16 protein-coding genes are annotated in these 20,972 nt (G+C 38.5%); 13 read left to right on the forward strand and 3 right to left on the reverse strand.

All coding sequences use genetic code 11. From position 1 onward, the window contains the following. The first annotated feature begins 165 nt into the window (after positions 1-165). Complete coding sequence (locus EHQ52_RS08210; protein ID WP_135614713.1) at positions 166-1,149, forward strand: lysophospholipid acyltransferase family protein; 984 nt, start codon at positions 166-168, stop codon at positions 1,147-1,149. Here the strand turns inward: EHQ52_RS08210 and EHQ52_RS08215 are convergent, their stop codons facing one another. Continuing rightward, positions 1,150-3,117 carry a phosphoethanolamine transferase gene (locus EHQ52_RS08215; RefSeq protein ID WP_135614714.1) on the reverse strand — a complete coding sequence of 656 codons (1,968 nt, stop codon included), beginning with the start codon at positions 3,115-3,117 and terminating at the stop codon, positions 1,150-1,152. It lies immediately after the preceding gene. Between the two features lie 718 nt (positions 3,118-3,835). Between EHQ52_RS08215 and EHQ52_RS08220 the strand changes: the two genes are divergently transcribed. Genes EHQ52_RS08220 through EHQ52_RS08245 form a run of 6 tightly spaced genes read left to right on the forward strand, consistent with a single transcriptional unit; the run spans position 3,836 to position 9,811 of the window. Next, positions 3,836-4,567, forward strand: a complete 732-nt coding sequence (locus tag EHQ52_RS08220; RefSeq protein ID WP_135614715.1) for a phosphoadenylyl-sulfate reductase — start codon at positions 3,836-3,838, stop codon at positions 4,565-4,567. After that, entirely contained in the window at positions 4,564-5,472 is a 909-nt protein-coding gene (cysD, locus tag EHQ52_RS08225) for a sulfate adenylyltransferase subunit CysD (protein ID WP_100704992.1), read from the forward strand. Before EHQ52_RS08220 ends, cysD begins: the two co-directional genes overlap by 4 nt. After that, positions 5,472-6,713 carry a sulfate adenylyltransferase subunit 1 gene (locus EHQ52_RS08230; RefSeq protein ID WP_135614716.1) on the forward strand — a complete coding sequence of 414 codons (1,242 nt, stop codon included), beginning with the start codon at positions 5,472-5,474 and terminating at the stop codon, positions 6,711-6,713. The genes cysD and EHQ52_RS08230 overlap by 1 nt, the downstream gene beginning before the upstream one ends. A gap of 9 nt (positions 6,714-6,722) precedes the next feature. Continuing rightward, the gene (cobA, locus tag EHQ52_RS08235; protein WP_135615689.1) at positions 6,723-7,499 is read left to right on the forward strand and encodes a uroporphyrinogen-III C-methyltransferase; all 777 of its coding nucleotides are present in this window, start codon (positions 6,723-6,725) and stop codon (positions 7,497-7,499) included. Continuing rightward, entirely contained in the window at positions 7,496-8,095 is a 600-nt protein-coding gene (locus tag EHQ52_RS08240) for a precorrin-2 dehydrogenase/sirohydrochlorin ferrochelatase family protein (RefSeq protein WP_135614717.1), read from the forward strand. The genes cobA and EHQ52_RS08240 overlap by 4 nt, the downstream gene beginning before the upstream one ends. Before the next feature lie 30 nt (positions 8,096-8,125). Further along, positions 8,126-9,811, forward strand: a complete 1,686-nt coding sequence (locus EHQ52_RS08245; protein WP_135614718.1) for an NADPH-dependent assimilatory sulfite reductase hemoprotein subunit — start codon at positions 8,126-8,128, stop codon at positions 9,809-9,811. A gap of 60 nt (positions 9,812-9,871) precedes the next feature. On the opposite strand, the gene EHQ52_RS08250 is transcribed toward EHQ52_RS08245, so the two are convergent. Together EHQ52_RS08250 and EHQ52_RS08255 are read right to left on the reverse strand one after the other, a co-directional pair. Next, a complete protein-coding gene (locus tag EHQ52_RS08250) occupies positions 9,872-10,972 on the reverse strand; it encodes an SMP-30/gluconolactonase/LRE family protein (RefSeq protein WP_135614719.1) in 1,101 nt (366 codons plus the stop codon). Continuing rightward, positions 10,972-11,883 (reverse strand): peptidoglycan DD-metalloendopeptidase family protein, encoded by a 912-nt coding sequence (locus EHQ52_RS08255; RefSeq protein WP_135614720.1) that lies wholly within the window; start codon positions 11,881-11,883, stop codon positions 10,972-10,974. The genes EHQ52_RS08250 and EHQ52_RS08255 overlap by 1 nt, the downstream gene beginning before the upstream one ends. A 79-nt stretch (positions 11,884-11,962) precedes the next feature. Here EHQ52_RS08255 and EHQ52_RS08260 point away from each other — a divergent pair, with 79 nt between their 5' ends. The 6 genes from EHQ52_RS08260 (at position 11,963) to EHQ52_RS08285 (ending at position 20,971) form a co-directional block, all read left to right on the forward strand. Next, positions 11,963-12,823, forward strand: a complete 861-nt coding sequence (locus EHQ52_RS08260; RefSeq protein ID WP_135614721.1) for a CPBP family intramembrane glutamic endopeptidase — start codon at positions 11,963-11,965, stop codon at positions 12,821-12,823. Beyond that, entirely contained in the window at positions 12,823-13,617 is a 795-nt protein-coding gene (locus EHQ52_RS08265) for a hypothetical protein (protein WP_135614722.1), read from the forward strand. Before EHQ52_RS08260 ends, EHQ52_RS08265 begins: the two co-directional genes overlap by 1 nt. A gap of 9 nt (positions 13,618-13,626) precedes the next feature. Continuing rightward, positions 13,627-15,477: a chloride channel protein gene (locus EHQ52_RS08270; protein ID WP_135614723.1), complete on the forward strand. Its 1,851-nt coding sequence runs from the start codon at positions 13,627-13,629 to the stop codon at positions 15,475-15,477. 271 nt (positions 15,478-15,748) lie between these two features. Then, on the forward strand, positions 15,749-17,314 hold the full coding sequence (locus tag EHQ52_RS08275) for an OmpP1/FadL family transporter (RefSeq protein WP_135614724.1): 1,566 nt from the start codon (positions 15,749-15,751) through the stop codon (positions 17,312-17,314). 137 nt (positions 17,315-17,451) lie between these two features. Further along, positions 17,452-18,744 carry a sterol desaturase family protein gene (locus tag EHQ52_RS08280; protein WP_135614725.1) on the forward strand — a complete coding sequence of 431 codons (1,293 nt, stop codon included), beginning with the start codon at positions 17,452-17,454 and terminating at the stop codon, positions 18,742-18,744. 118 nt (positions 18,745-18,862) lie between these two features. Next, entirely contained in the window at positions 18,863-20,971 is a 2,109-nt protein-coding gene (locus EHQ52_RS08285; protein WP_135614726.1) for a mucoidy inhibitor MuiA family protein, read from the forward strand. Position 20,972: the final 1 nt, after the last annotated feature.

Below are 20,972 nucleotides of genomic sequence, written 5' to 3' on the forward strand. Positions count from 1 at the left end.
ATTCTGTCGGACAAAGTCCTGAGAAATTAGACCCGACCATGGTTTCTTTTTCTTTTTAAGTATTCAATCGATTCGTTTTTTTTATTTTTAGATTCGGAGAAGATCCTAAAATTTGAAATAAGTGGGAAGATCTTCGGATCTGTTTTTAAACACGGGATTGATTTTATGGCGAATCCTAAACCCAGAAGCGAGAGACAAAAAGTCAAAAAATTCCTACAATACGTATTCGCGAGAATATTGGTAGGCGCCCTTTCTATTTTCCCTTACGTCCTTAGGGGAAAGATCCTATTTCATATCATTCGATTCCTGGCCAAAACGACAGGTGCGACCAAAAAAAGGATCGAAAGACATATACGGACTGCATTCCCTCAAATATCTGAATTAGAGATACAAGAGTACATTTTTCATAATCTCAGAAATCTTTCCCATATGGCTAATGAGTTCTGCGAAGAACCTAGAATGAACAAAAAGTTTATAGATAAATGGGTGACCTTCTTACCGGATAAAGAAACTCATACTCGCCTATTTGAGAAGGGTGGGATCTTAGTTTTAGGTCATTTGGGAAATTGGGAAACCATGGGAGTTTCCATTTGTTATACAGCTCCTAAAAACGATCTATACGTATTCGCAAAAAGACAATCCAATCCTTGGTCCAACGCTTGGATCGAAAAAAACAGAGCTTCTCAAAGAATTAAATTGGTTTATACGGATGAAAGTCCTAGAAAGGCTCTGACTTTGTTGAAGCAAGGAAAGTTAGTCGCCTTTATTTCGGACCAAGACGCAGGTATTACCGGCTCCTTCTTTCCTTTTTTGGGAAATATGGCTTCTACATTTTTAGGACCTGCAACATTCTCCAGAATGACTGACGTTCCAATCTTATTCTGCAGTAGTTGGTATGATAAAACCGGGAAATTATATTTTCATGTAGAAGAATTCGAAAGACCAGATCTGGATCCTAAAAAGGACCCAGAACTTTGGGAGAGAGAATTCACTTACAAGTGGGTAAAACGTTTAGAAGAAGAAGTTTATAAACATCCAGGTGATTATTTCTGGCTGCATAGACGTTGGCATACTAAACCAGAGAACAAAGAAGAGTTAGATAAGTTCTGGAAAGAATTTAAATCTTCTTCCCAAAGATCTAAAGTTTAATTAAAAAGCTGTCGGCTTAAGAGAATTTCTTTTTAGTTCTGCAGTTTCTAGATCTTCTTCCGAAGCACTGTATTGTAAACCTTGGGATGTGAATAATTCCACACAAACACCGCAGTCTTTTACTACTTCTCTAAAATGGATCTTGTTCTCTTCACTTGCTTCTGCCCAAAGATCTTTTAACTCTTTCGGATCTTTAGAAAGATCGAATAGACGTTCTTTGGAAGGATTGGAGTTCAGATTCATTATATAATGATAATTTCCCTTAATATAACTGATCCCAACTTTGTACAAAGAGATCTCATTATTATTAGTGATAATGATCCTGCGATCTCCATAAATATCTCTGAGTAAGGATTTACCTTCCAGATTTGCAGAATATTTTTTGACTGCTGGATTGTTTTCCAGATTTAAAATATCAATGAAGGTCGGAATTAGATCTGTATTTGCTACAGGTCTTTCTGTGTTTCTACGTATAGCTTGCAGATTCACTGATTCTTTTAAAGAATTCGGGATATAAACCAACATGGGGATGGCAACAGTTTCTACATAATTGCTATCTATATGTCCCAGGTAATCGTGTTCAAAAAGAGATTCGCCGTGATCAGAAGTAAAGATCACTACAGTATTCTCTAAGAAACCTTCTTTTTTAAGATAAGCGTAAACATCCTCTAAAAGGCCATCCATATGACGAACAGAGTTATCATATTGGTCCGGAACTGAATCTACTGCAAAAAAATTGGATTCTTCTGGGACTATGTATGGAAAGTGATTCGTATTGAAGTGTAAAACTCCCGCGAATCTTTTACCTGACTTCTTAAATCCAGTAAGATGCTTTTTGAATTCTTTTACAGTTTCTCTATCATCAATCCCGATATCGTTGAATACTTTTAAGCCGCTTTTTTCTTTATCCCAAAGGAAATCAATCCCTGAGTTTTTGAAAAATCCTTCGAAGTTATTCCACTGAAGATTATGGCTAGTAATATAGAATGTAGAAAGCCCTGCAGATTTTCCATACTCCCAGAACAATGGATAAGTATGAGTCATCGGAACGGGTTGAGAAGGAGAAACCCCAGTTAATATACTCGGAAAAGATAGAAGAGTGGAACTTGAATTTGAATACGCCTTTTTAAATAAGAAGTATTGGCTGCGGTCCGCGGTTTGGGCGAATTTAGACATGAAAGGAGTGGTGTTTCTTTCGTAACCGTATACTCCTAAACTTCCTTTTCTCAAACTTTCAGTTACTACGAATAGAACATTGAATCCAGGATTGGAACTTACTTGAGGAAGTCTCGGCTTGTTCCTGGATTGTAAACCGGCAGATCCTAGACTGTCTCCCGTTAGGTGGTTGTATAAGTTTCTCCAAACGAATGCGATCGTGTTAGTATCTGAAACATATACTTGGTCATTAAATCTAGTATTATTATGTAAGAATCCGCTGATCGCTAAAAATACGATTACAACTCCAATTCGTACAGGTGTTTGGAATCTGTATTTTAAAGGTTCCTTAATTGTAGTGAACCAAAGAGAAGCACCTAACACTGCAAAAGTTAGAAGTCCGAAAATCAAAGAGGATTTAGTAAATCCACCTGCTACGATCGTCCAGCTATTCAAAGGTTCGTGGAATATAAAAGAGAACACGAAGAAGTTAGGCATGATCCCGGTATACGCGTAGTATCCGTAAGAACCTAATAATGTTCCGACATAAAAAGATAAGATCAGAGAGAATACTATATAATACGCAATCTTAGATTTTTGTTGGTATAATATTCTGAGAAGGATGATCGCTGTAGAATATAAAATTACTGAATAGATGAATGAGAGAAAATAAAATCCCCACTGTAAAGGTTTGAATGTAGGTAATATCTCATCTCTAACGATGATGTCCGAAATTAATATTACTGCAGGCAGGACCCAGACAGAATAACGGGAGAATAGCTCTAGTATATTTTTTTTATTTATAGTTCCCATCTTTATCCAAAATTCCTAAGGATATGTAATTCGTCAATTACACCAATTATATCATACCTTCTCAATGACTAAAAAGAAAGTTATAAAAAATGAATATTAGACCGACGTTCAGTTGTGATTAAGATCGATTCTAAATCTTTCTTCTAAATTTTAAATAGAACGAATCCAATAAAAAAATATTAAGATCGAGTCTCAATCGAATACTTGGAGTTAGACGTGCATTGAAGAAGGATCGTTGAGTTTTTTGAAAGAGTATACAATGAGTGTATAAAAAGTTTTGAAAATACTTAGAAAGTTTTTTTGAAGAAGTTTTTTGCTAATTGTGCAAGTTGAAGTGAAGAAGGTTCATCTCTTTTTATTAACTCTGTTCGTTGCTGGCGACTCTAGTTACTGATCCTTTTCGCTATAAATTATTTCATCCTACAAATTGATCCTAGTCTCTTCTGCTACAGGTGCCCATAATTTTTGCGACATAACTAAACGGCTCATATTCTATAATTTAAAATAGGCAGTAAATTCGGCAGAGAACTAAGATTTTCGAAGTAAATCATAGATTTTCTATATTCTACAAAAATTCTGTATTCTGTACCGGCTCTGGTGGGAACCTTGTAATATAGCATCAACTATACTTTACAAATAGTCCAATATATAAAACTTTGGTACATTATATTGGTCACTCTCAATTTGGGTCAGTCCAATAGTAAAAGGTTCGATTTCGATGAGTCCATCCGATCTGGAAGCAAAATTAAAAGGCCTGAGCTTAGAAGATTCTTTGGCAAAAATTTCCCAGGAGTTTCCGGGACAAGCGGTGTTCTCCACCAGTTTCGGTCTGGAAGATCAGGTAGTAACTCACGCAATTTATTCCCAAAATTTGGACATTCGTATCTTTACTTTGGATACAGGAAGATTGTTCACAGAAACTTACGAGCTTCATAAGCGTACAAATGGAATGTATGGTAAACGTATCCAAACATTCTTCCCAGATGCACAAGCTGTAGAAGATCTTATCAATGAGAAGGGCCCTGATTCCTTCTACGATTCTATAGAAAATAGAAAAGAATGTTGTCATATTCGCAAAGTTGTCCCTTTGAACAGAGCTTTAGAGGGAGCAAAAATTTGGATCACCGGAATTCGTAACGATCAATCCGGTTCCAGAGAAAATTTAACCAAAGTGGAGTTGGATGCAGGACGGGATATTTTGAAATTCCATCCTATTCTGGATTGGTCTTGGGAGAAAGTACAACAGTACGTCCAAGATAAACATATTCCATACAATCCTCTTCATGATAAGGGATATCCCAGTATCGGATGCGCTCCTTGTACGAGAGCGGTCATGGCGGGCGAAGATTTTAGAGCCGGCCGTTGGTGGTGGGAGAATGAATCCACGAAAGAATGCGGATTGCATTGGGTGGATGGAAAACTGGTAAGAAAAAAAGGATCAGAAGTATGACGACTAGAACTCGATTGTCGCATCTCCAACAATTAGAGGCGGAATCCATTTATATACTTAGGGAAGTTGCCGCTCAATTTGAAAGACCTGCGCTTTTATTTTCAGGGGGGAAGGACTCGATCACTTTAGTGCATCTCGCACTCAAAGCATTCCGTCCAGGAAAATTCCCATTTCCTTTGGTACATATTGATACTGGCCATAACTTTCCGGAAGCATTACAATTTCGTGATGATCTTGCGAATCGTATCGGAGAAAAACTGATCGTTAGATACGTTCAGGATTCTATAGACCAAGGAAAAGCTGTAGAGGAAAAAGGAAAATTCCCGAGCAGGAACGCAATTCAAACAGTTACATTATTAGATACTATTGAAGAATTCAAATTTGATGCATGTATAGGCGGAGCAAGAAGGGACGAAGAAAAAGCACGCGCGAAAGAAAGAGTATTCTCCGTGCGCGATGAGTTCGGAAGCTGGGATCCTAAACTGCAAAGACCAGAACTTTGGAATATTTATAACGGAAAGATCCATGTAGGAGAGAACGTAAGAGTTTTCCCTATCAGTAACTGGACTGAGTTGGATGTTTGGGAATATATTAAATCTGAAAATATCCCACTTCCTTCATTATATTTTTCTCATAGAAGACAGATTGTCTGGAGGGAGAATGTAGTATTCCCTGTTTCAGAATTTGTTACCTTAGATTCTTCCGATAAGGTAGAAGAGAAAACTGTACGCTTTAGAACTGTGGGAGACATGACTTGCACTGCAGCGGTCGAATCTGAAGCAAATTCCTTAGACGATATTATTCGTGAGATCCAAACTTCCAGAACAACTGAAAGGGGATCCAGATTGGACGATAAACGTTCGGAAGCTGCAATGGAAGAACGTAAAAGAGGCGGTTACTTCTGATGGACTTATTACGTTTTATTACTGCAGGAAGTGTAGACGACGGAAAATCCACATTGATCGGTCGTCTTCTATACGATAGCAAATCGGTATTCCAAGATCAGTTAGAAGCGATTGAAAAAACAGGCCAAGTAAATGGTCAGATAAATTTAGCTCTTCTTACAGATGGACTTAAGGCAGAAAGAGAACAAGGTATCACAATTGATGTGGCCTATAAATATTTCTCCACTCCTAAAAGAAAGTTTATCATCGCAGATGCTCCTGGGCATATCCAATATACTCGAAACATGGTGACTGGCGCTTCTAATTCTGAGCTTGCAATTATTCTGATCGATTCCCGTAAGGGAGTGATCGAACAAACTTTCAGACATTCGTATATAGCTTCTCTATTAAAAATCCCTCATGTAGTTATCTGCGTGAATAAAATGGACTTAGTGGATTTTTCCAAAGAACGTTTTGAAGAGATCGTAGAAGATTATAAAAACTTTGCTTCCGATCTAGATTTTAAAGGATTGGAGTTCATACCAATTTCTGCTCTGAACGGGGATAATGTTGTAGATGTTTCTCCAAACATGACTTGGTGGAAAGGTAAAACTCTTCTGGGTTATTTAGAAGATCTAGAGATCGAAGTAGATGAGACAAAACACGAGCCTAGATTCCCAGTTCAATATGTGATCCGTCCTCAAACGGAAGAACATCATGATTATAGAGGATATGCAGGCCAGGTCAGAAGCGGCGTTTTCAAAAAGGGAGACGAGATAGCAGTTCTTCCGAGTGGATTACGCTCAAAGATCAAATCGATTCTAACTTACGAAAGAGAAGTAGAAGAAGCTTTTGCTCCAATGTCTGTTACAATTCTTTTGGAAGACGAAATAGATATTAGCCGCGGTGATATGATCGTAACCGATAAACACCAACCGGTTGTTTCTCAAGATCTGGAAGCTGAACTTTGTTGGATGGATGCCAAGTCTTTAGTTCCTGGAAATAAATATCTTTTAAGACAAACTACAGGTTCAGTAAAATCTGCGGTTAAAGAAATTTCCTTTAGGATCGATATTCAAACTCACGAAAAATTAGAATCTTCTCAACTAGCTCTGAACGAGATCGGAAGGATCAAGATCAGAACTGCGAAACCAATCGCATTCGATAATTATTCTGAAAATCGTGGAACAGGAAGTTTCGTTTTGGTAGATGAAGGTACAAATAATACCGTAGGCGCCGGAATGATCGTTGGAACCTACTGATCTAATTTGATGAATACCGAAGTGGGAAAAGTATATTTGGTGGGTGCAGGTCCCGGAAATCCGGAACTAATGACCTTAAAAGCCCTGAGAATATTAGAAAAAGCGGAAGTAATTCTGTACGACGCTTTATTAGATTCTTCCTTTTTGGAATATTTTCCTTCTTCTGCACTTGTTCATTATGTTGGAAAAAGGGCAGGGCAACACTCCGCTACTCAAGAAGAGATCCAAGAACTGATCGTTCGATATTCTCTCCAAGGTAAAACCGTAGTACGTTTGAAAGGAGGGGATCCTTTTGTATTCGGTAGAGGCGGAGAAGAATTACTCACTTTAAGAAAACATAAAATTCCTTACGAGATCATTCCTGGCGTGAGCGCATTGAGTGCTGGATCTTCTGGTGCAGGTTTTCCTTTGACTCATAGAGGATTGTCTAGACAGGTTTTGATCATGGACGGTCATACTGTTCTGCAAGAAGATACAGATTGGAAATGGTTTGCAGAGTTCAAAGGTACAATCGCTCTATTTATGGGAACTTCTTCCATCGTACAAATCTCTAAAAATTTGATCGATAACGGAGCTTCTTCTCTTGTTCCAGTAGCTTTGGTAGAAAATGCAAGTTTGAAAAACCAAAAGACAACTGTGACCAGCTTAGGCAGAATTATAGAAGAAGGTTTATCCAAACAAAGTTCCGGACCTGGAATTATTTATATAGGCCCTGTTGTTCATCTGATTGGAGAAAATCCTGAAATAGATATCCAAGGATTTGCTTCCCAGGGAGAAGAAGTATGAATCAACTTCTTCCAGTTTTTATAAAATTAGAAAATAAAAAGGTGTTAGTAGTGGGCGGAGGAAATGTCGCTCTCGAAAAACTTCAACATCTAAAAGATACTGGCTGTATACTTACAGTTATCTCTAAAGAATTCAAATCGGAAACGGTTCGTTTGCTTTCTTCCATCAAAGATACAAAAATAGAAACAAGAGAAGTTAACGTTTCTGATCTGGATGGTTTCGATCTAGTATATTCTGCTACGAACGATAGACAGACCAATCGTGATTTGGTGGAATACGCCAAACAAAAAAAGATCTGGATCAATTGTGCAGACGATCCTTCTCTTTGTGATTTTTATTCTTCTGCATATTTTGATAGGGGACCGATCCGAGTGGCGGTTTCTACCCAAGGAGGGTTTGCTGGACTTGCAGGGACCATCCGCACCATTCTTGAGGAGATCCTTCCTAAGGATCATGACCAAGAGTTAGAAAATTTATTAGAAATCCGTAATTTAAGTAAGAGTAAACTGGGAGATCCAGAAAAAAGAAAAGCGGCTCTCAAATTTCTTCTTGGAGAGTTTAAAGAGAAATATCTCTCCACGGATACGAAATCATAGGAAGCTAATCCAAAAGGACGAATACGATCGATGTCAGAACAAAAAGAACTTAGCGAAGTCGAGCATATTAAAACCGCCTCTAAGGGACTAAGAGGAAAGATCGGTACAGCTATCGAAACAGGTGCAGATGGTTTCGAAGAAGACGATAAACAATTGATCAAATTCCACGGGATGTACCAACAAAAGGACAGAGACCGTAGAAAAGATGAAGCTGGAGAATTTATAGAGAACCCAACCTCTTTTATGATCCGAGGTAGGATCCCAGGTGGAAGACTTACTTCGGACCAATATATGGTTTGGGACGATATGGCGGATCAATTTGGTGGTGGGGCATTACGTTTAACTACTAGACAATCTATCCAAATGCATACGATCCTTCTTAAGGATCTAAGACCGATCATGCAAGCAGTCCATAAGGTGAATCTTTCCACCATGGGAGCATGCGGTGACGTTGTGCGTAACGTGACTCAAGCTTTGAATCCTTGGGGAAACAAAGAGCTCGACCAATTGGATCCAATTGCTCAGTTAATGTCTGATCATTTTAAATATAAGAGTAATGCATACGCTGAACTTTGGTTAGGTGAAAGCCAGCTTAATAAAGAGGACGAACCAGATCCGATTTATGGAACTACTTATCTTCCTAGAAAGTTCAAGATTGCAGTTACTCTTGCAGGAAATAACTCAGTCGATATTTATACTAACGATATGGGATTTGCAGCCACTTTAGACGCGAATGGTAAGATAGACGGTTATTTCGCTTTTGCGGGTGGCGGACTCGGAATGACTCACAATAAACCTGAGACATATCCTAGAGCTGCTGACTTACTTGGTTGGTTCCCTGAAAAAGATCTGATTGCAGTTGCAGAAGGTATCGTAACTTCTCATAGAGATTTTGGAGATCGTACAAATCGTAAACATGCTCGTTTGAAATATGTTTTAGCGGAGAAGGGTGTGGAATGGTTCCGCGCCGAAGTAGAACGTAGATCTGGTGCAAAATTTGATATCGATCGTAAACTTCCTAAATGGGAAACTCCAAACTATCTTGGATGGACAGAAAGAACAGACGGAACTCTTGCATTAGGATTCCATACTCTTTCTGGAAGGATCAAAGACTTTCCTGAAAAACCATTAAAGACTGCTTTGAAAGATATTATTTCTAGTTTTAAACTGAGCGTGCAGGTAACTGCGGATCAAGACTTAGTTTTGATGGGGATCAAAAAAGAAGATAAAGAGAAATTAGAATCTAAATTAAAAGAATATAATATTAATCCGGCTTCTCCTAAACCTTTGTATGACCGTGCACTTGCTTGTCCTGCACTTCCTACCTGCGGTTTAGCATTGACCGAGTCTGAAAGGACTTTCCCTCTACTATTGGAATCTATCCAAAAAGTACTCGATAAATTGGATCTGAATGATCGAGCTCCTATTGTGAGAATGACTGGATGTCCTAACGGTTGTGCAAGACCTTATTCTGCAGAAATCGGGATCGTAGGCCAACAGGCTGGAGGAAAATATTCCTTATTCTTTGGAGGAAATCCAGAAGGAACTAAAGTTGGCGATTATGTTGCTAAGAAGGTTCCATTTGCAGACATTCCTGTCCAACTTGAGAAAGCATTTGAAGTTTGGAAAAAAGAAGGAAATCCGAATGAAAGATTCGGAGACTTCGCTGCTCGATATTCCTTAGACAAGTTCAGGGAATTGCTAGGGGCAATGTAGTTTCAGTTTTTTGGTTAGATCCTATCAGAAAATTATTACGTAATAGTTTTCTGATAGGAACTAAAAAAACATTTCTAGAGTTTCGAACTTCCATTTCCAAACTTTTTGGGAAGAAAATCCTGCAAGTAAAACTCCTGATCCGTACTGCAAAGCAGAAGTAATAGATCCCAATTTATCCGAAGTATTATCCATTAAAGAAAAACTAATATCTCCTTCTTCATTCATAGAAAGAACATAAGCTAATTCTCCTTCTAAGGGTCGAAAGAAGAATGGAAGTGCAGCAATTGCCTTTTTTAACATTGGATAATTTTGTATCTTATCGATTGCGATATGTCTGGGAGAAGATAACGCGATCCAAAAATTTCTCTGAGAGTCTGAACTGATCAGCGCCGGGCTTCCAGGAAGACTTGTAATCAAGAACTGATCCTTGCCCGCCTTCTTCCCTTTTAACCAAATACGAGAAACACGATGCCTATACTTTTCTCCAAAGACCAGAAAGTCCTCGGAAGAAGATAAACTGATCCCAGTTGGATGATAAAGATCTTCCAAAACTGTTTTTACTTCTTGGGTTTTTGGCTCGTAAGAAAGAATTCTACCATTAGGTTTAGATTCTAATTCTTCCAAATAAGAATCTTCGTAAGAAAACTTTCTGCTGGCTTCAGTGAAATAAACTGTTCCATCGGATCCGATATCCAGACCGTATAGATTGGTTAATGGATTTCCTTCCGAATCTTCTCGAAGCAGTACATTCTCATTTCCTTTGGAATCATAAAATGCGAGTCCAAGTCCTGAAACGCAGGCTACTAAATTTTCTTTTCCATCAAATACTATCCCCAATACTCTTCCGGAAGTTTTAGCGAATAGTTCCGTTTGCCCATCAGTCTTGATCTTGTATATATTCCCATCAGAAGAACCTGTATAAATAGATCCTTTAGAATCAACTGCAAGGCCGAAAGGTTTTTCTATTGGAGACTTTTCGTTTACTACATTAGAGATAAATAATATATCTCTTTCTTCTTGGCGGATAATATCATCGGAATCATAATCTGTTGGATCTGTTTTTGTCCAACCGAACAGAATAAGGATCCCAAAAATTAAGAGGACGAGAATAGAAGGAATAAGTATCCTAATTGCTGGATTAGAAATAGATCTATGGAGCATCAGACATGACCCTTAAAAATGGGCCTTTGTCTCAAACTATTTCTTAACACTTCAAAATGTAAATGAAATCCGGTGGCTCTTCCGCTCATTCCGACTTCTCCGATCAATTGTCCTTTTTTGACCCTTGTACCAGGAGCTACCAATAATTTGCTTAAATGTCCGTACTTGGTTTCGTAACCCAATCCGTGTTTTAAAACGATTAAGCTTCCGTAGCCGCCTCTTGTTCCTGAAAAGGAAACTTCTCCTTCTGCGGACGCATACACTGGCGTTCCTTCCTCAGCTGCTAGATCAATTCCACCGTGGAAAGTATCCTTTTTAGTAAAGGGATCTTTTCTTCTTCCGAACTTGGAACTTACTCTTCCTTCTTCCGCTAATGGATCTGAGAATACTAATCCATAAAAAAAGTTCTTCTCTTCTTTAGGCAGTCCTCTTCCTGGAACGAACCAGGATTTTCTTAGGTCATCATAGTATAAGAATTTAGAAGAGATCCGAAAACGGGCCGCGACTTTTTTGCGAGTAGATTCGTCTGGAGAATGTTCTTCAGAATCGTAAACTCCTCTCATGTTCGGGATCAAAAGTTCCATCCCAGGATAGATGTCTTGGGGGGATGCTAATTCGTTTACAGAGGAAAGAGTGTCCAAGTCCATTCCGGTCCTGGCCATGATCTTAAAAAAAGTATCCTTGGGTCCTACTTTGTAGACTAGAAACCTAAGATGTACCAGATCTTTTTGATCTAAGTTGGAAACTGAAATTTGAAGGTTATATTTTATCTCTTCTCTGACTCGGATGATCTTAGTATCTGAATATTCTAAACTTTTTAAGGGAAGGCGATCGTAAACCGCTTGGACCTCGTTTAGAGAGACTAGTATGAGTGCGGATAATAAAATGAAATGTCTTTTGAAGGAAGGCATATCTTTTCTCTAGTCGGCAGATTATAAAAAAACAATGACGCAAAAAATCCCCCATAAATGATTGGAAGGGCCCCTTGGAATGGATTTAGAAAAGGAAGATCAAAAACCCGCACCCGGCAGAGACGTTCTACTTATGGGTCTGATCCAGGTTTTAGTACTGTTCATCGGTATGTATTCCTATATGAGGATCACCCGATTCCAAGTGGAGAGCACCTTATCTCTCAAAACCCCCAAACAAAATTTTGTTAAAGCAAAAGAAGTCGTAAACACAGTTCCTTCCAAAGTGGTTTGGAACGAACCCGCCTCCGCAGAAAAAGCAGTTAGAGAATATACTGAGTTCGTAGTTACTAAGCGCCCTTGGTTATTGTCTTTGGACAGGATTATCTGGGGATTATGTTTTCTAGTTCCTTCTTACTTTTTTATTCGAAAGATAGCTAAAATAGAAACTGCAGAATTTACTGATTCAGTAAATGGCAAGGAAATATTAGCAGGTTTTGCAACTGGGTTCGCTACATTCTGTTTTGTGAATGTAGCTAGTAGTCTGATCTTCTTTATTATAGGTAAACCCCAATCAAATTATTTGGAAATCATCCTTACTAAAAATCTTTTCTTAAATTGGAAATTATTGGGATGGACCTTACTTGCAATTGCATTCGGAGCAGGGGTTTTTGAGGAATTTTTCTTTAGAGGGTTTTTGCTAAAATACTTTAAAGAAAAAAACTTAGGCTCTATGGGGCTTATCATCACTTCTTTTATTTTTGGAGTGGTACATTTTAACGGAGGATCTTATGTGGCTCCGATCCTTCTTATATTTGTGGGATTTTCATTCGGAATTTCTTATTTAAAAACCGGTAATATATGGGTGCCAGTGACTGCACATATCACTTATAATGCATCTATGCTTTTAGCCGGATTTCTACTTGGTGATCGGATCTCTTAATGAACATGCAAAAAAGTTTTCAACATAAAACCCTAAAACTTCTATTCGTATTTTTCTTTTTGTCTTCATTCTCCTCTATATACGCCGGAGAAGTTTTCGAATTAGAAGGTGATCCGGGTGAGAATGACACAAGACTTCTCTCCGCGTTAAATCGTTTAACTTATGATAGAATATTATCCAACCAAAACACAAAAGGTTTTGCTTTCAGATATACTTCTAAATGGTATTCTCCCTTACAGCTGGATGTATTCGTATTAGGACTCGCTAAAAGAGAGAAGATGAGTTTGATCAGGATCGAATCTCCTAAAAAAGGAGCCGAAAGAGTTTTTAGGAATTTTCTACAAGAAGAGCTTACTAAAAAAGAATTAACCGGCGGGCTCACAAATTATACTGATGTTTCGGAAGACGCAAAATTCGAACCATATCGTAAAAGTTATTTTTGGAGTGAGTCTTTAGCCATTGTCCAACCAGCTGCATCCGTTTTTTATAACTCTTACAAATCTCCTGTCTATGGAGGTTCTGATAGACTCAAAAGTATGTTTGGTTATATAGGTTTGGATCTTTTGCTCGCAGGGATAGGGTATTATTACGCAACTACCACCATGGAAAAAAATAGCGCACTTGAAACTTACTTTTTAAAGCCTACTCCTTCTGGAAACGTTTTGGATTCTCCAGGAGCACCTGTGTTTATCGGTTTATTGGTGCTTCCTAGATTGTATAGAATGATCGGCGGTTGGCAAGATACTTACACTCATAATCGGATCATGGAGATTTCGGTTTCTAAATCGTTTTAAGGATTTGTTATGATCGGAAATATCCTCACAGAATTCCGACAAAGATCAATTGTATCTTATTTTACAATTAAGGGCAGAAGGTCTTTATATCTATATTGTGTTCTGACAGGGATTGTTTCCGGTTTAGGTGCCCTTCTTTTTTCTAGGGCGCTTGCTTGGGCAGAATATATTTCTTTAGAATCTATATCAGGTTTACATAATACACATTCAGGTGGAGAATATTTTGTTTCTCTGGAACCTATCGGCTTAATTTATTTAGGAAGATGGGTTCTTTTAGTTCTTCCTATCTTAGGAGGGCTGATCGCGGGTTTAGTTATATGGAAATTCTCTCCTGATTCTGCAGGCACTGGAACAGATTCATTAATAGATTCTTTTCATAATAAAGAAGGTAAGGTAGATCCGAAAGTTCCTTTAATCAAGTCGATCGCTACCATTTTTACATTATCCTCCGGCGGAAGTGGAGGGAAAGAAGGTCCCATCTCTCTAATTGGTGCGGGATTCGGTTCCTTAGTCGCAAATCTTACTAAAGCAGGAGCAAGAGCAAGGCGTACATTATTGCTCGCAGGAACTGCAGGTGGACTTGGTGCAATCTTTCATGCTCCATTAGGGGGAGCGTTAACTTCCGTAGAGATGATGTACAGAGAAGATATAGAAAGTGATACATTGGTTCCATGTATCATATCATCTGTGACCGCATTCTTAACATATTCTTCCTTTAATGGATTTGGTTCTGTTTATAAGGTTCCTGAGATAGGATTTATTGAATATAAGGAACTCATCTTTTATTTATTTTTAGGGATCCTGTGTTATATGAATGGAGCCTTTTTAATTAAGGCATTTCAATTTATACAAGAATGGTCCAAGTCATTAAAACTTCCTATGTGGATCAAGCCAGCGTTAGGTGGAATTCCTGTAGGTATCATTGGTTATTTTTTACCAGAAGTTCTCGGAACTGGAGCAGGTGTATTACAAGATGTATTAGAAGGAAGTTTTAAATTTCCGAATTATACCTCTTATCTAAATCAGGATCTACAGATTATATTCTTCTTCTTACTTCTCGCGCTTTTAAAAATTATCACAACTTCATTTACGATTGGAAGTGGGGGATCTGCAGGAATGTTTGGTCCTTCTTTATTTATAGGTGGAATGTTAGGAGCAGCACTTGGAACATTTGCGAAATTAGTTTTAGGTTATCAAGTCTCAGTCGCTTCTTTCGTGCTCGTTGGAATGGGAGCTTTTTATGCAGGAATCGCGAGTGCTCCGATCGCAGGAATGGTGATGATCTGCGAGATCATAGGAAGTTATTCACTTCTTCCCCCTTTGATGATTGTTTCGATCATCAGTTTTGTTCTTTCGCATAAATTGAATTTATATAAAAGCCAGAAGAACACTCGCTTTCAATCTCCTGCTCATGACTGGGATATGAACAGAGATTTGTTAGAAGGTATCCTCATCCAAGATATTCGGGGCAAGCTCAGAAATATTGCGGAGGTCAAAACTTCTGCCCTTCTTTCTAAGTTGGAAGAAGAAGCACTCAAGATCAATGCAAGCGATTATATTGTATTGGAAGAGAATGGAAACTATTTCGGGATGATTTCCTTACGTACAAGCCGCTTATTTTTAGAGGGTAGGGACCTCACTCAGAACTTAATCCTTGTGAAAGATGTGACCGATACTTCCATTCTTCCGATTTCTTCCAGTACAAACCTAGCAACCGCGTTCAAAACTCTCTTGGATATGGGGATGGATAAGATTCCTGTGGAAGAGAATGGAAAATATTTGGGATATTTACGTTATGCTGACATCATTTCGATATATTTTGAAAAGACTAGGTCCACAAAGCCTGTTCCAGGCGCTTAAACTAAGTTTTTAGATCCTTCTTCAAAACCTAAAAATATATGTAGCGTTCATTCTTTTACAATAATCGGTGTTTATCTTCTAATTTTATCTATTTTTGATACTTTATGCCATAAAATGACCAATGGCTCATTTTTTGATTTTAGTGGACAATTTTAAGCTTTCCGCTAAGATACGGAAAATTTTTAAAAAATAACTGATGTGTAATAAAGAGATCAGCCAATTCTAGATGGGTTAGAGTAAGTTATGGAATTGGTTCAAAGCAGGAAGGAAAATGCGAAACAGAGTTTCTAGTCAAAAAATTATCTCCGGGTCGAGGATTATCCTCGCAGTTTTGGGGATATTAGGGGTCGGCACTTCGGAGCTGACTGCCGGTAGTTACGGGGATATTTATGGTGCCCATGCGGGTGCAGCCGGGATGGCGGGTGCAGTTACTGCTACAGTGAACAACTCATCTGCGGTTTTCTATAATGTTGCCGGTTTGGGAAGATTGAATGAAGCAGATTTGTTCATCGCTCAATGGGATCAAAAGGAAAAAGAGAAAGAAGCAGCAGCCAATGGAGAAGTTCCTAAGGATGCAAATGGGAATCCTATTCCTCAGGAAGGTCCTTTACTTAACACCGAACCTCAAACAGAGGAAGGTGGAGTCCCTCCTAAATGGTATAAAAAAGCTTGGTTTAATTTCAGAGATGGCTTTGCGAATATGGGAAAGGGGATGTTCACATATCAGCCTCTTCTCCGCCCGAACCGTCCTTATCATGAAGTGTCTTTTTTAGGAACTTACGCGAACCCTACATTAAAGAATAACGCGCCTAAGAACGAGAACACTAAAAACCCTGACGACAGTTATGTTGGTTTGGGTTTTACAATGAACCTAAACGAAATTTTCGATATAGGTAGAACGATCCGTTTCGGATTGAACGCTATCGTTCCTGCTTCCGGGAACTTGATGGTTGTGAACGATCAGAACCCTACTGTTCCTAGATACCTTCAATCAGGAAAAAGTAATGAACGTCCTACCATCATGGCTGGGGTCGGTGTGGAACTTTGGAAAGATCGTCTTTTTGCCGGCGTTGGTATCACTGCACTTGCAGGCGGTTCCGGTGCAATCTTGTTAAAAGACGTTCCGATCTCTCCAGATCCGGTACAGGCAAACTCACAAGTAGTTCTAACTTTAAAACCGATCATCAATCCAACTTATGGACTTCAATTTACTTATGGTAAATGGAGTGCTGGGGTTTCCTATAAAAGAGAAACTTATTTGTCTGCGGACCCGATTCCTGCTCGCGCTCAGACTACTCTTTTAGGGATCCAATTGGATTTCGATCTTGCTTTGTTGGATCAGTACAACCCAAGAGTTTGGTCTTACGGTATTGGATTCAGACCTTCAGAAAAACTTTTATTAAATGTGGATGTGAACAGAGAGATCTGGAGTTTGTATAAACTTTCTAGAATTAAGGAAAAATATTCCGAGCCTCTAGATTTTCATGACACTACAAACGTTCGTATGGGAGCAGAGTATGCTTTCCGTCCTTTCTTGAAGTTCAGAGCAGGTCTTGGAAAAAGACCTACCCCTGTTCCTCATTATGCGGGAGCAAACAACTGGATGGATAATGATCGTATGATCTACTCCATTGGTGTTTCCTATATTTTCAATGGAAGAAACTTTGCATTCTTGAAAGACAGATTGAAAAACCCTGTGATTTTCGATTTGGCTCTCACGAACCAACAGCTAAGAAGTGTGGAAGTTAATAAATATCTTCCAACAGAAAGAAATCCAAACTATAATTACGGCGGATATATCTGGTCCGTAAACTTCTCTGTAAGCTTATTCTTCTAACCTTTTTCCCTTTCCTGGGAAAATGAAATAACATCTGTTATCTAATAGCTCCATCTGAGGCGGAATTCGAAAACCGCCTCGGTTCTTTTTCTTGACCGAATGATCGCTACAGAGATAGTCGAAACTCGGTAATAGAGATGGAAAAGAATATAATTGAACTGATCACTCCCGTATTTTTCGTTTTGATAGTAGTAGAACTACTATATTCAGTGTTTGGAGACAAACCGTTCTATCGTTTTAAGGACTCTATCAATAATCTTTCGGCTGGGATCTTCATGCAGATCTTTACCGTGTTCATCACTTTGGCATTGATGGCAGTGTATTCCTGGGTATATGCAAAATTTGGAATATTGAATATTTCAAATGATTCCTGGATAGGCTGGGTCTTTTGTTTCGTTCTCGCGGACTTTTTCTATTATTGGTATCATAGATTCGGACACGAGATCAATATTTTCTGGGCTTCTCATGTGGCTCACCACCAAAGTGAAGATTATAATTTTACAGTGGCTTTAAGACAAGGGGTCACTCAAAATACATTCTCACTTCCTTTTTATCTTCCTTTAGCATTGATGGGATTCCCGCCTATCATGTTCCTTCTTTGTATCCAGATCAATTTTGCTTATCAATTCTGGCTTCATACTAGAGCGATCCCTAAATTAGGGATTTTTGAATGGGTATTCAACACTCCTTCTCAACATAGAGTACATCACGGAAGAGATCCTAAATATATAGATAAAAATTACGCGGGTACACTTGCTATTTGGGATAGAATGTTCGGATCTTATAAAGAGGAAGAAGAAGAGCCAATCTTTGGAATAGTAAAACCAATGCAGACCTGGAGTCCTGTTTGGACACAATTCCATTATTTTGAAGAGTTATTCCATCTTTCTTTGAAAACCAAAAGCTGGAAGGATAAATTTTTAGTTTGGATCAAACCTCCAGGTTGGAAGCCAAAAGATCTGGGAGAATCAGTGGTTCCTCCTGAGATCGATAGATCTACTTACGAAAAATTTAATACTCATATTCCTTATACATTATTAGCATATTCTATCACTCAGTTCTTTTTCGGACTAGGTGCTTCGATGGTTTATCTGGAATTCAAAAAAGAATTACCTTTGTTTGAAATGTGCGCTTTAGGTTTTTATGTTCTTTGGACTCTTTGGAATATAGGTGCGATCTTCGAGCTGAAAACTTCTGGTTTCGTTTCTGAGCTGATCCGTCTGGCTTCTATTGCTGCATTAACTTATGTATATCCTTTCGATTTTACTCATGTCGAAAAATTGACTGCTGTTCTACCTGTAGAGACTTTACAATATCTTCCTGAGTTAATGAAGCAGGTTGCATTGATCTCATTCTTTGTATTGGGAGGCTTTTTGGTTTCTCAAAAAAGGTTTTTCAGTATCAAAGGATATACGCCTAAAACAGTTTAGTTCCGGATTTTTGAGCTAGTTTTTAGAGTTAAAAGCGCCTTTTCATCGAAGGCGCTTTTTTTATGGCCGTGAAAATAAATTGACGAACTATGTTTGGACAAGTATCCACATAGAACCTATGATTTCTCGTTTTTCTTCCTCGGTTCTTGCGGCATCCTTTCTGATTTTGTTAGGGACTAATTTTTACGCCCAAGAATCGGATCCATCGGCAAGTGATACACCTACAGCCATTACGGAAGAGGAGAAGGCTTCTAAGTCTCCTGTTTCCGTTTCTTATGCAAGAATTGATTCTGTTCTATTGTATTCCGACTTAGTCTATGTCACAAGGCAATCTGAGGTCAAACTTCCCGCAGGAGTTTCAGAAGTTTTATTGGGAGAAGTCCCAATTGCTTCCTTAGATAAGAGTGTGATCATCACATTCACTGATCCGAATAAAAAATTTAAGATCAAAGGGATCCGAGTCTCTGAAAAAGCCTCCAGAAGAAAAAAATCCCAAGAAGCAGAAGAGTTAGAAAAAAGAAAAGAAGGTCTACTCTTAGCTTTAAGCACAAAGTCTAGAGAAGTCCAAGATCTTTTGGATTGGGAAGCTTCTATCAAATCAATTAAACCTGCAATCCGAGAACAAGACGGAGTAGTGGAGAAGATTGATTCAGAAAATTTTTCTTCCTTTCGTAAAACATATGCTGAACTAGCTGAAGATAATACAAAACTTAGATTAGCTAAGCTAGAAGAATTAGATCGTATCCGAGAAGAATTTTATATTGTAACTACTAAGATCGCTCATCTTGCAGAAGGGGATACTCTTCGTAGGAAAGAGATTCGATTGGATGTGGAATCTGATTCCGCAAATGTATTTCCTTTTGAATATAAATATTTGATCCGAGGAGCGAACTGGTATCCTCGTTACACATTGGAGTTAAATTCAAACGGGCAGGAAGCGGAGTTAGGTTGGCACGCATTAGTTCGTAACGAAACTGGAGAAGATTGGAAAAACGTTCGATTAGAATTTTCCACCGCAAATCCAAACCAAGACATAGACTTGCCCGAGTATAGAGAATACAGGATAGCTTCTAAAGAAGTAGCAGTATATTCAGGAGACGAAGATTATTCTCCTGCTGATAAGGAGTATGACGCTCCTTCTAAACCTTCTGCAAATGCTGGTAGCAATGTATTCCAAAGTAAAAAGGAATCCAAGAAAAAAGCTCCTGCACCAAAAGTTTCTCAAAGAAGTAAAGCAGAAGATAGAATTGATGATGTCCAATATCAGGAAAAGAATGATAGTCCTTTAATGCAATCCCGCGCATTGATAGAAGGAAATTATAAAGATAGATCCAATTCAATTCGTGTAGAAGAGAATATGAATAGGCTCCAAGGAGAACTTGCGAGCCAAAAATATTCATTCGACCAAGGCTCTTACGAAGAATCCATTCGATATGGAAAAGAAGCACTCCGCAGATTTTCAGGTTTAAGAGAAAGTTCCAGAAAAGAACTGAAAGAACTCGAAAACGAAGTGCAAAATCTTCTAAATAGATCTTCTCAATTGAGCTCAGATAAAAAATATTCTAACCAATTGATCGCTCCAGGTATTTCTTCCGAAGGATTTGATTTCAGGTATATTGCTCAATCTAGAGAGAAAATTCCTTCTGATAGAACATTGAATCGAGTATTTCTTCGTAAAAGGAATATCACAGTTCGTCCTGGTTATGAAACTTCTCCTCTTACAAACGATGGAGTTTTTTTGAATGTGGTTTCTTCTAACACGGAAAGAGAACCTTTGCTTGCGGGGCCTCTGGAAATTTACTCTGGAGAAAATCTTTTAGGAACTACTACTGTCTCTACTTTGAAACCAGGCCAAGAGATCAAAATGGAGCTTGGACCTGATAGAGATATCAAGGTGGAAAGAAAACAAGAGAAACTGGATGATAAGTCCGGGATCATTTCTCGCAAAAAGAATATCCGCTATAGAGTTACCATATCCATCAAAAACAATAAACGTAGAGCGGTTCCAGTTCGGTTGATTGATCGTATTCCTTATACGAATGATGATAGTGTAAAAGTAGAATGGTCTGCGGGCGCTGACACTCCTAAATCCAAAACGGAAGATGGAATTCTGACCTATGAATTCGAAATTGGTGCGAACTCCCGCAAAACAATTCAGTTTGAATACACGGTCTCCTATCCAGCAGACAATATTCTGAGAGAAACTCCTGGTTCGGATTCTTATTGAG

It is taken from the genome of Leptospira koniambonensis, from assembly GCF_004769555.1.
Taxonomy (GTDB): domain Bacteria; phylum Spirochaetota; class Leptospiria; order Leptospirales; family Leptospiraceae; genus Leptospira_B; species Leptospira_B koniambonensis.

What these genes read in the sequence shown, in the direction of transcription:
- EHQ52_RS08240 (WP_135614717.1), top strand. Translation starts at nt 7,496, where the DNA reads ATGAATCAACTTCTTCCAGTTTTTATAAAATTAGAAAATAAAAAGGTG.
- EHQ52_RS08265 (WP_135614722.1), top strand. Translation starts at nt 12,823, where the DNA reads ATGAACATGCAAAAAAGTTTTCAACATAAAACCCTAAAACTTCTATTC.
- EHQ52_RS08255 (WP_135614720.1), bottom strand. Translation starts at nt 11,883, where the DNA reads ATGCCTTCCTTCAAAAGACATTTCATTTTATTATCCGCACTCATACTA.
- EHQ52_RS08210 (WP_135614713.1), top strand. Translation starts at nt 166, where the DNA reads ATGGCGAATCCTAAACCCAGAAGCGAGAGACAAAAAGTCAAAAAATTC.
- EHQ52_RS08275 (WP_135614724.1), top strand. Translation starts at nt 15,749, where the DNA reads ATGCGAAACAGAGTTTCTAGTCAAAAAATTATCTCCGGGTCGAGGATT.
- EHQ52_RS08285 (WP_135614726.1), top strand. Translation starts at nt 18,863, where the DNA reads ATGATTTCTCGTTTTTCTTCCTCGGTTCTTGCGGCATCCTTTCTGATT.
- EHQ52_RS08250 (WP_135614719.1), bottom strand. Translation starts at nt 10,972, where the DNA reads ATGCTCCATAGATCTATTTCTAATCCAGCAATTAGGATACTTATTCCT.
- EHQ52_RS08280 (WP_135614725.1), top strand. Translation starts at nt 17,452, where the DNA reads ATGGAAAAGAATATAATTGAACTGATCACTCCCGTATTTTTCGTTTTG.
- cysD (WP_100704992.1), top strand. Translation starts at nt 4,564, where the DNA reads ATGACGACTAGAACTCGATTGTCGCATCTCCAACAATTAGAGGCGGAA.
- cobA (WP_135615689.1), top strand. Translation starts at nt 6,723, where the DNA reads ATGAATACCGAAGTGGGAAAAGTATATTTGGTGGGTGCAGGTCCCGGA.
- EHQ52_RS08270 (WP_135614723.1), top strand. Translation starts at nt 13,627, where the DNA reads ATGATCGGAAATATCCTCACAGAATTCCGACAAAGATCAATTGTATCT.
- EHQ52_RS08245 (WP_135614718.1), top strand. Translation starts at nt 8,126, where the DNA reads ATGTCAGAACAAAAAGAACTTAGCGAAGTCGAGCATATTAAAACCGCC.
- EHQ52_RS08215 (WP_135614714.1), bottom strand. Translation starts at nt 3,117, where the DNA reads ATGGGAACTATAAATAAAAAAAATATACTAGAGCTATTCTCCCGTTAT.
- EHQ52_RS08260 (WP_135614721.1), top strand. Translation starts at nt 11,963, where the DNA reads ATGGATTTAGAAAAGGAAGATCAAAAACCCGCACCCGGCAGAGACGTT.
- EHQ52_RS08230 (WP_135614716.1), top strand. Translation starts at nt 5,472, where the DNA reads ATGGACTTATTACGTTTTATTACTGCAGGAAGTGTAGACGACGGAAAA.
- EHQ52_RS08220 (WP_135614715.1), top strand. Translation starts at nt 3,836, where the DNA reads ATGAGTCCATCCGATCTGGAAGCAAAATTAAAAGGCCTGAGCTTAGAA.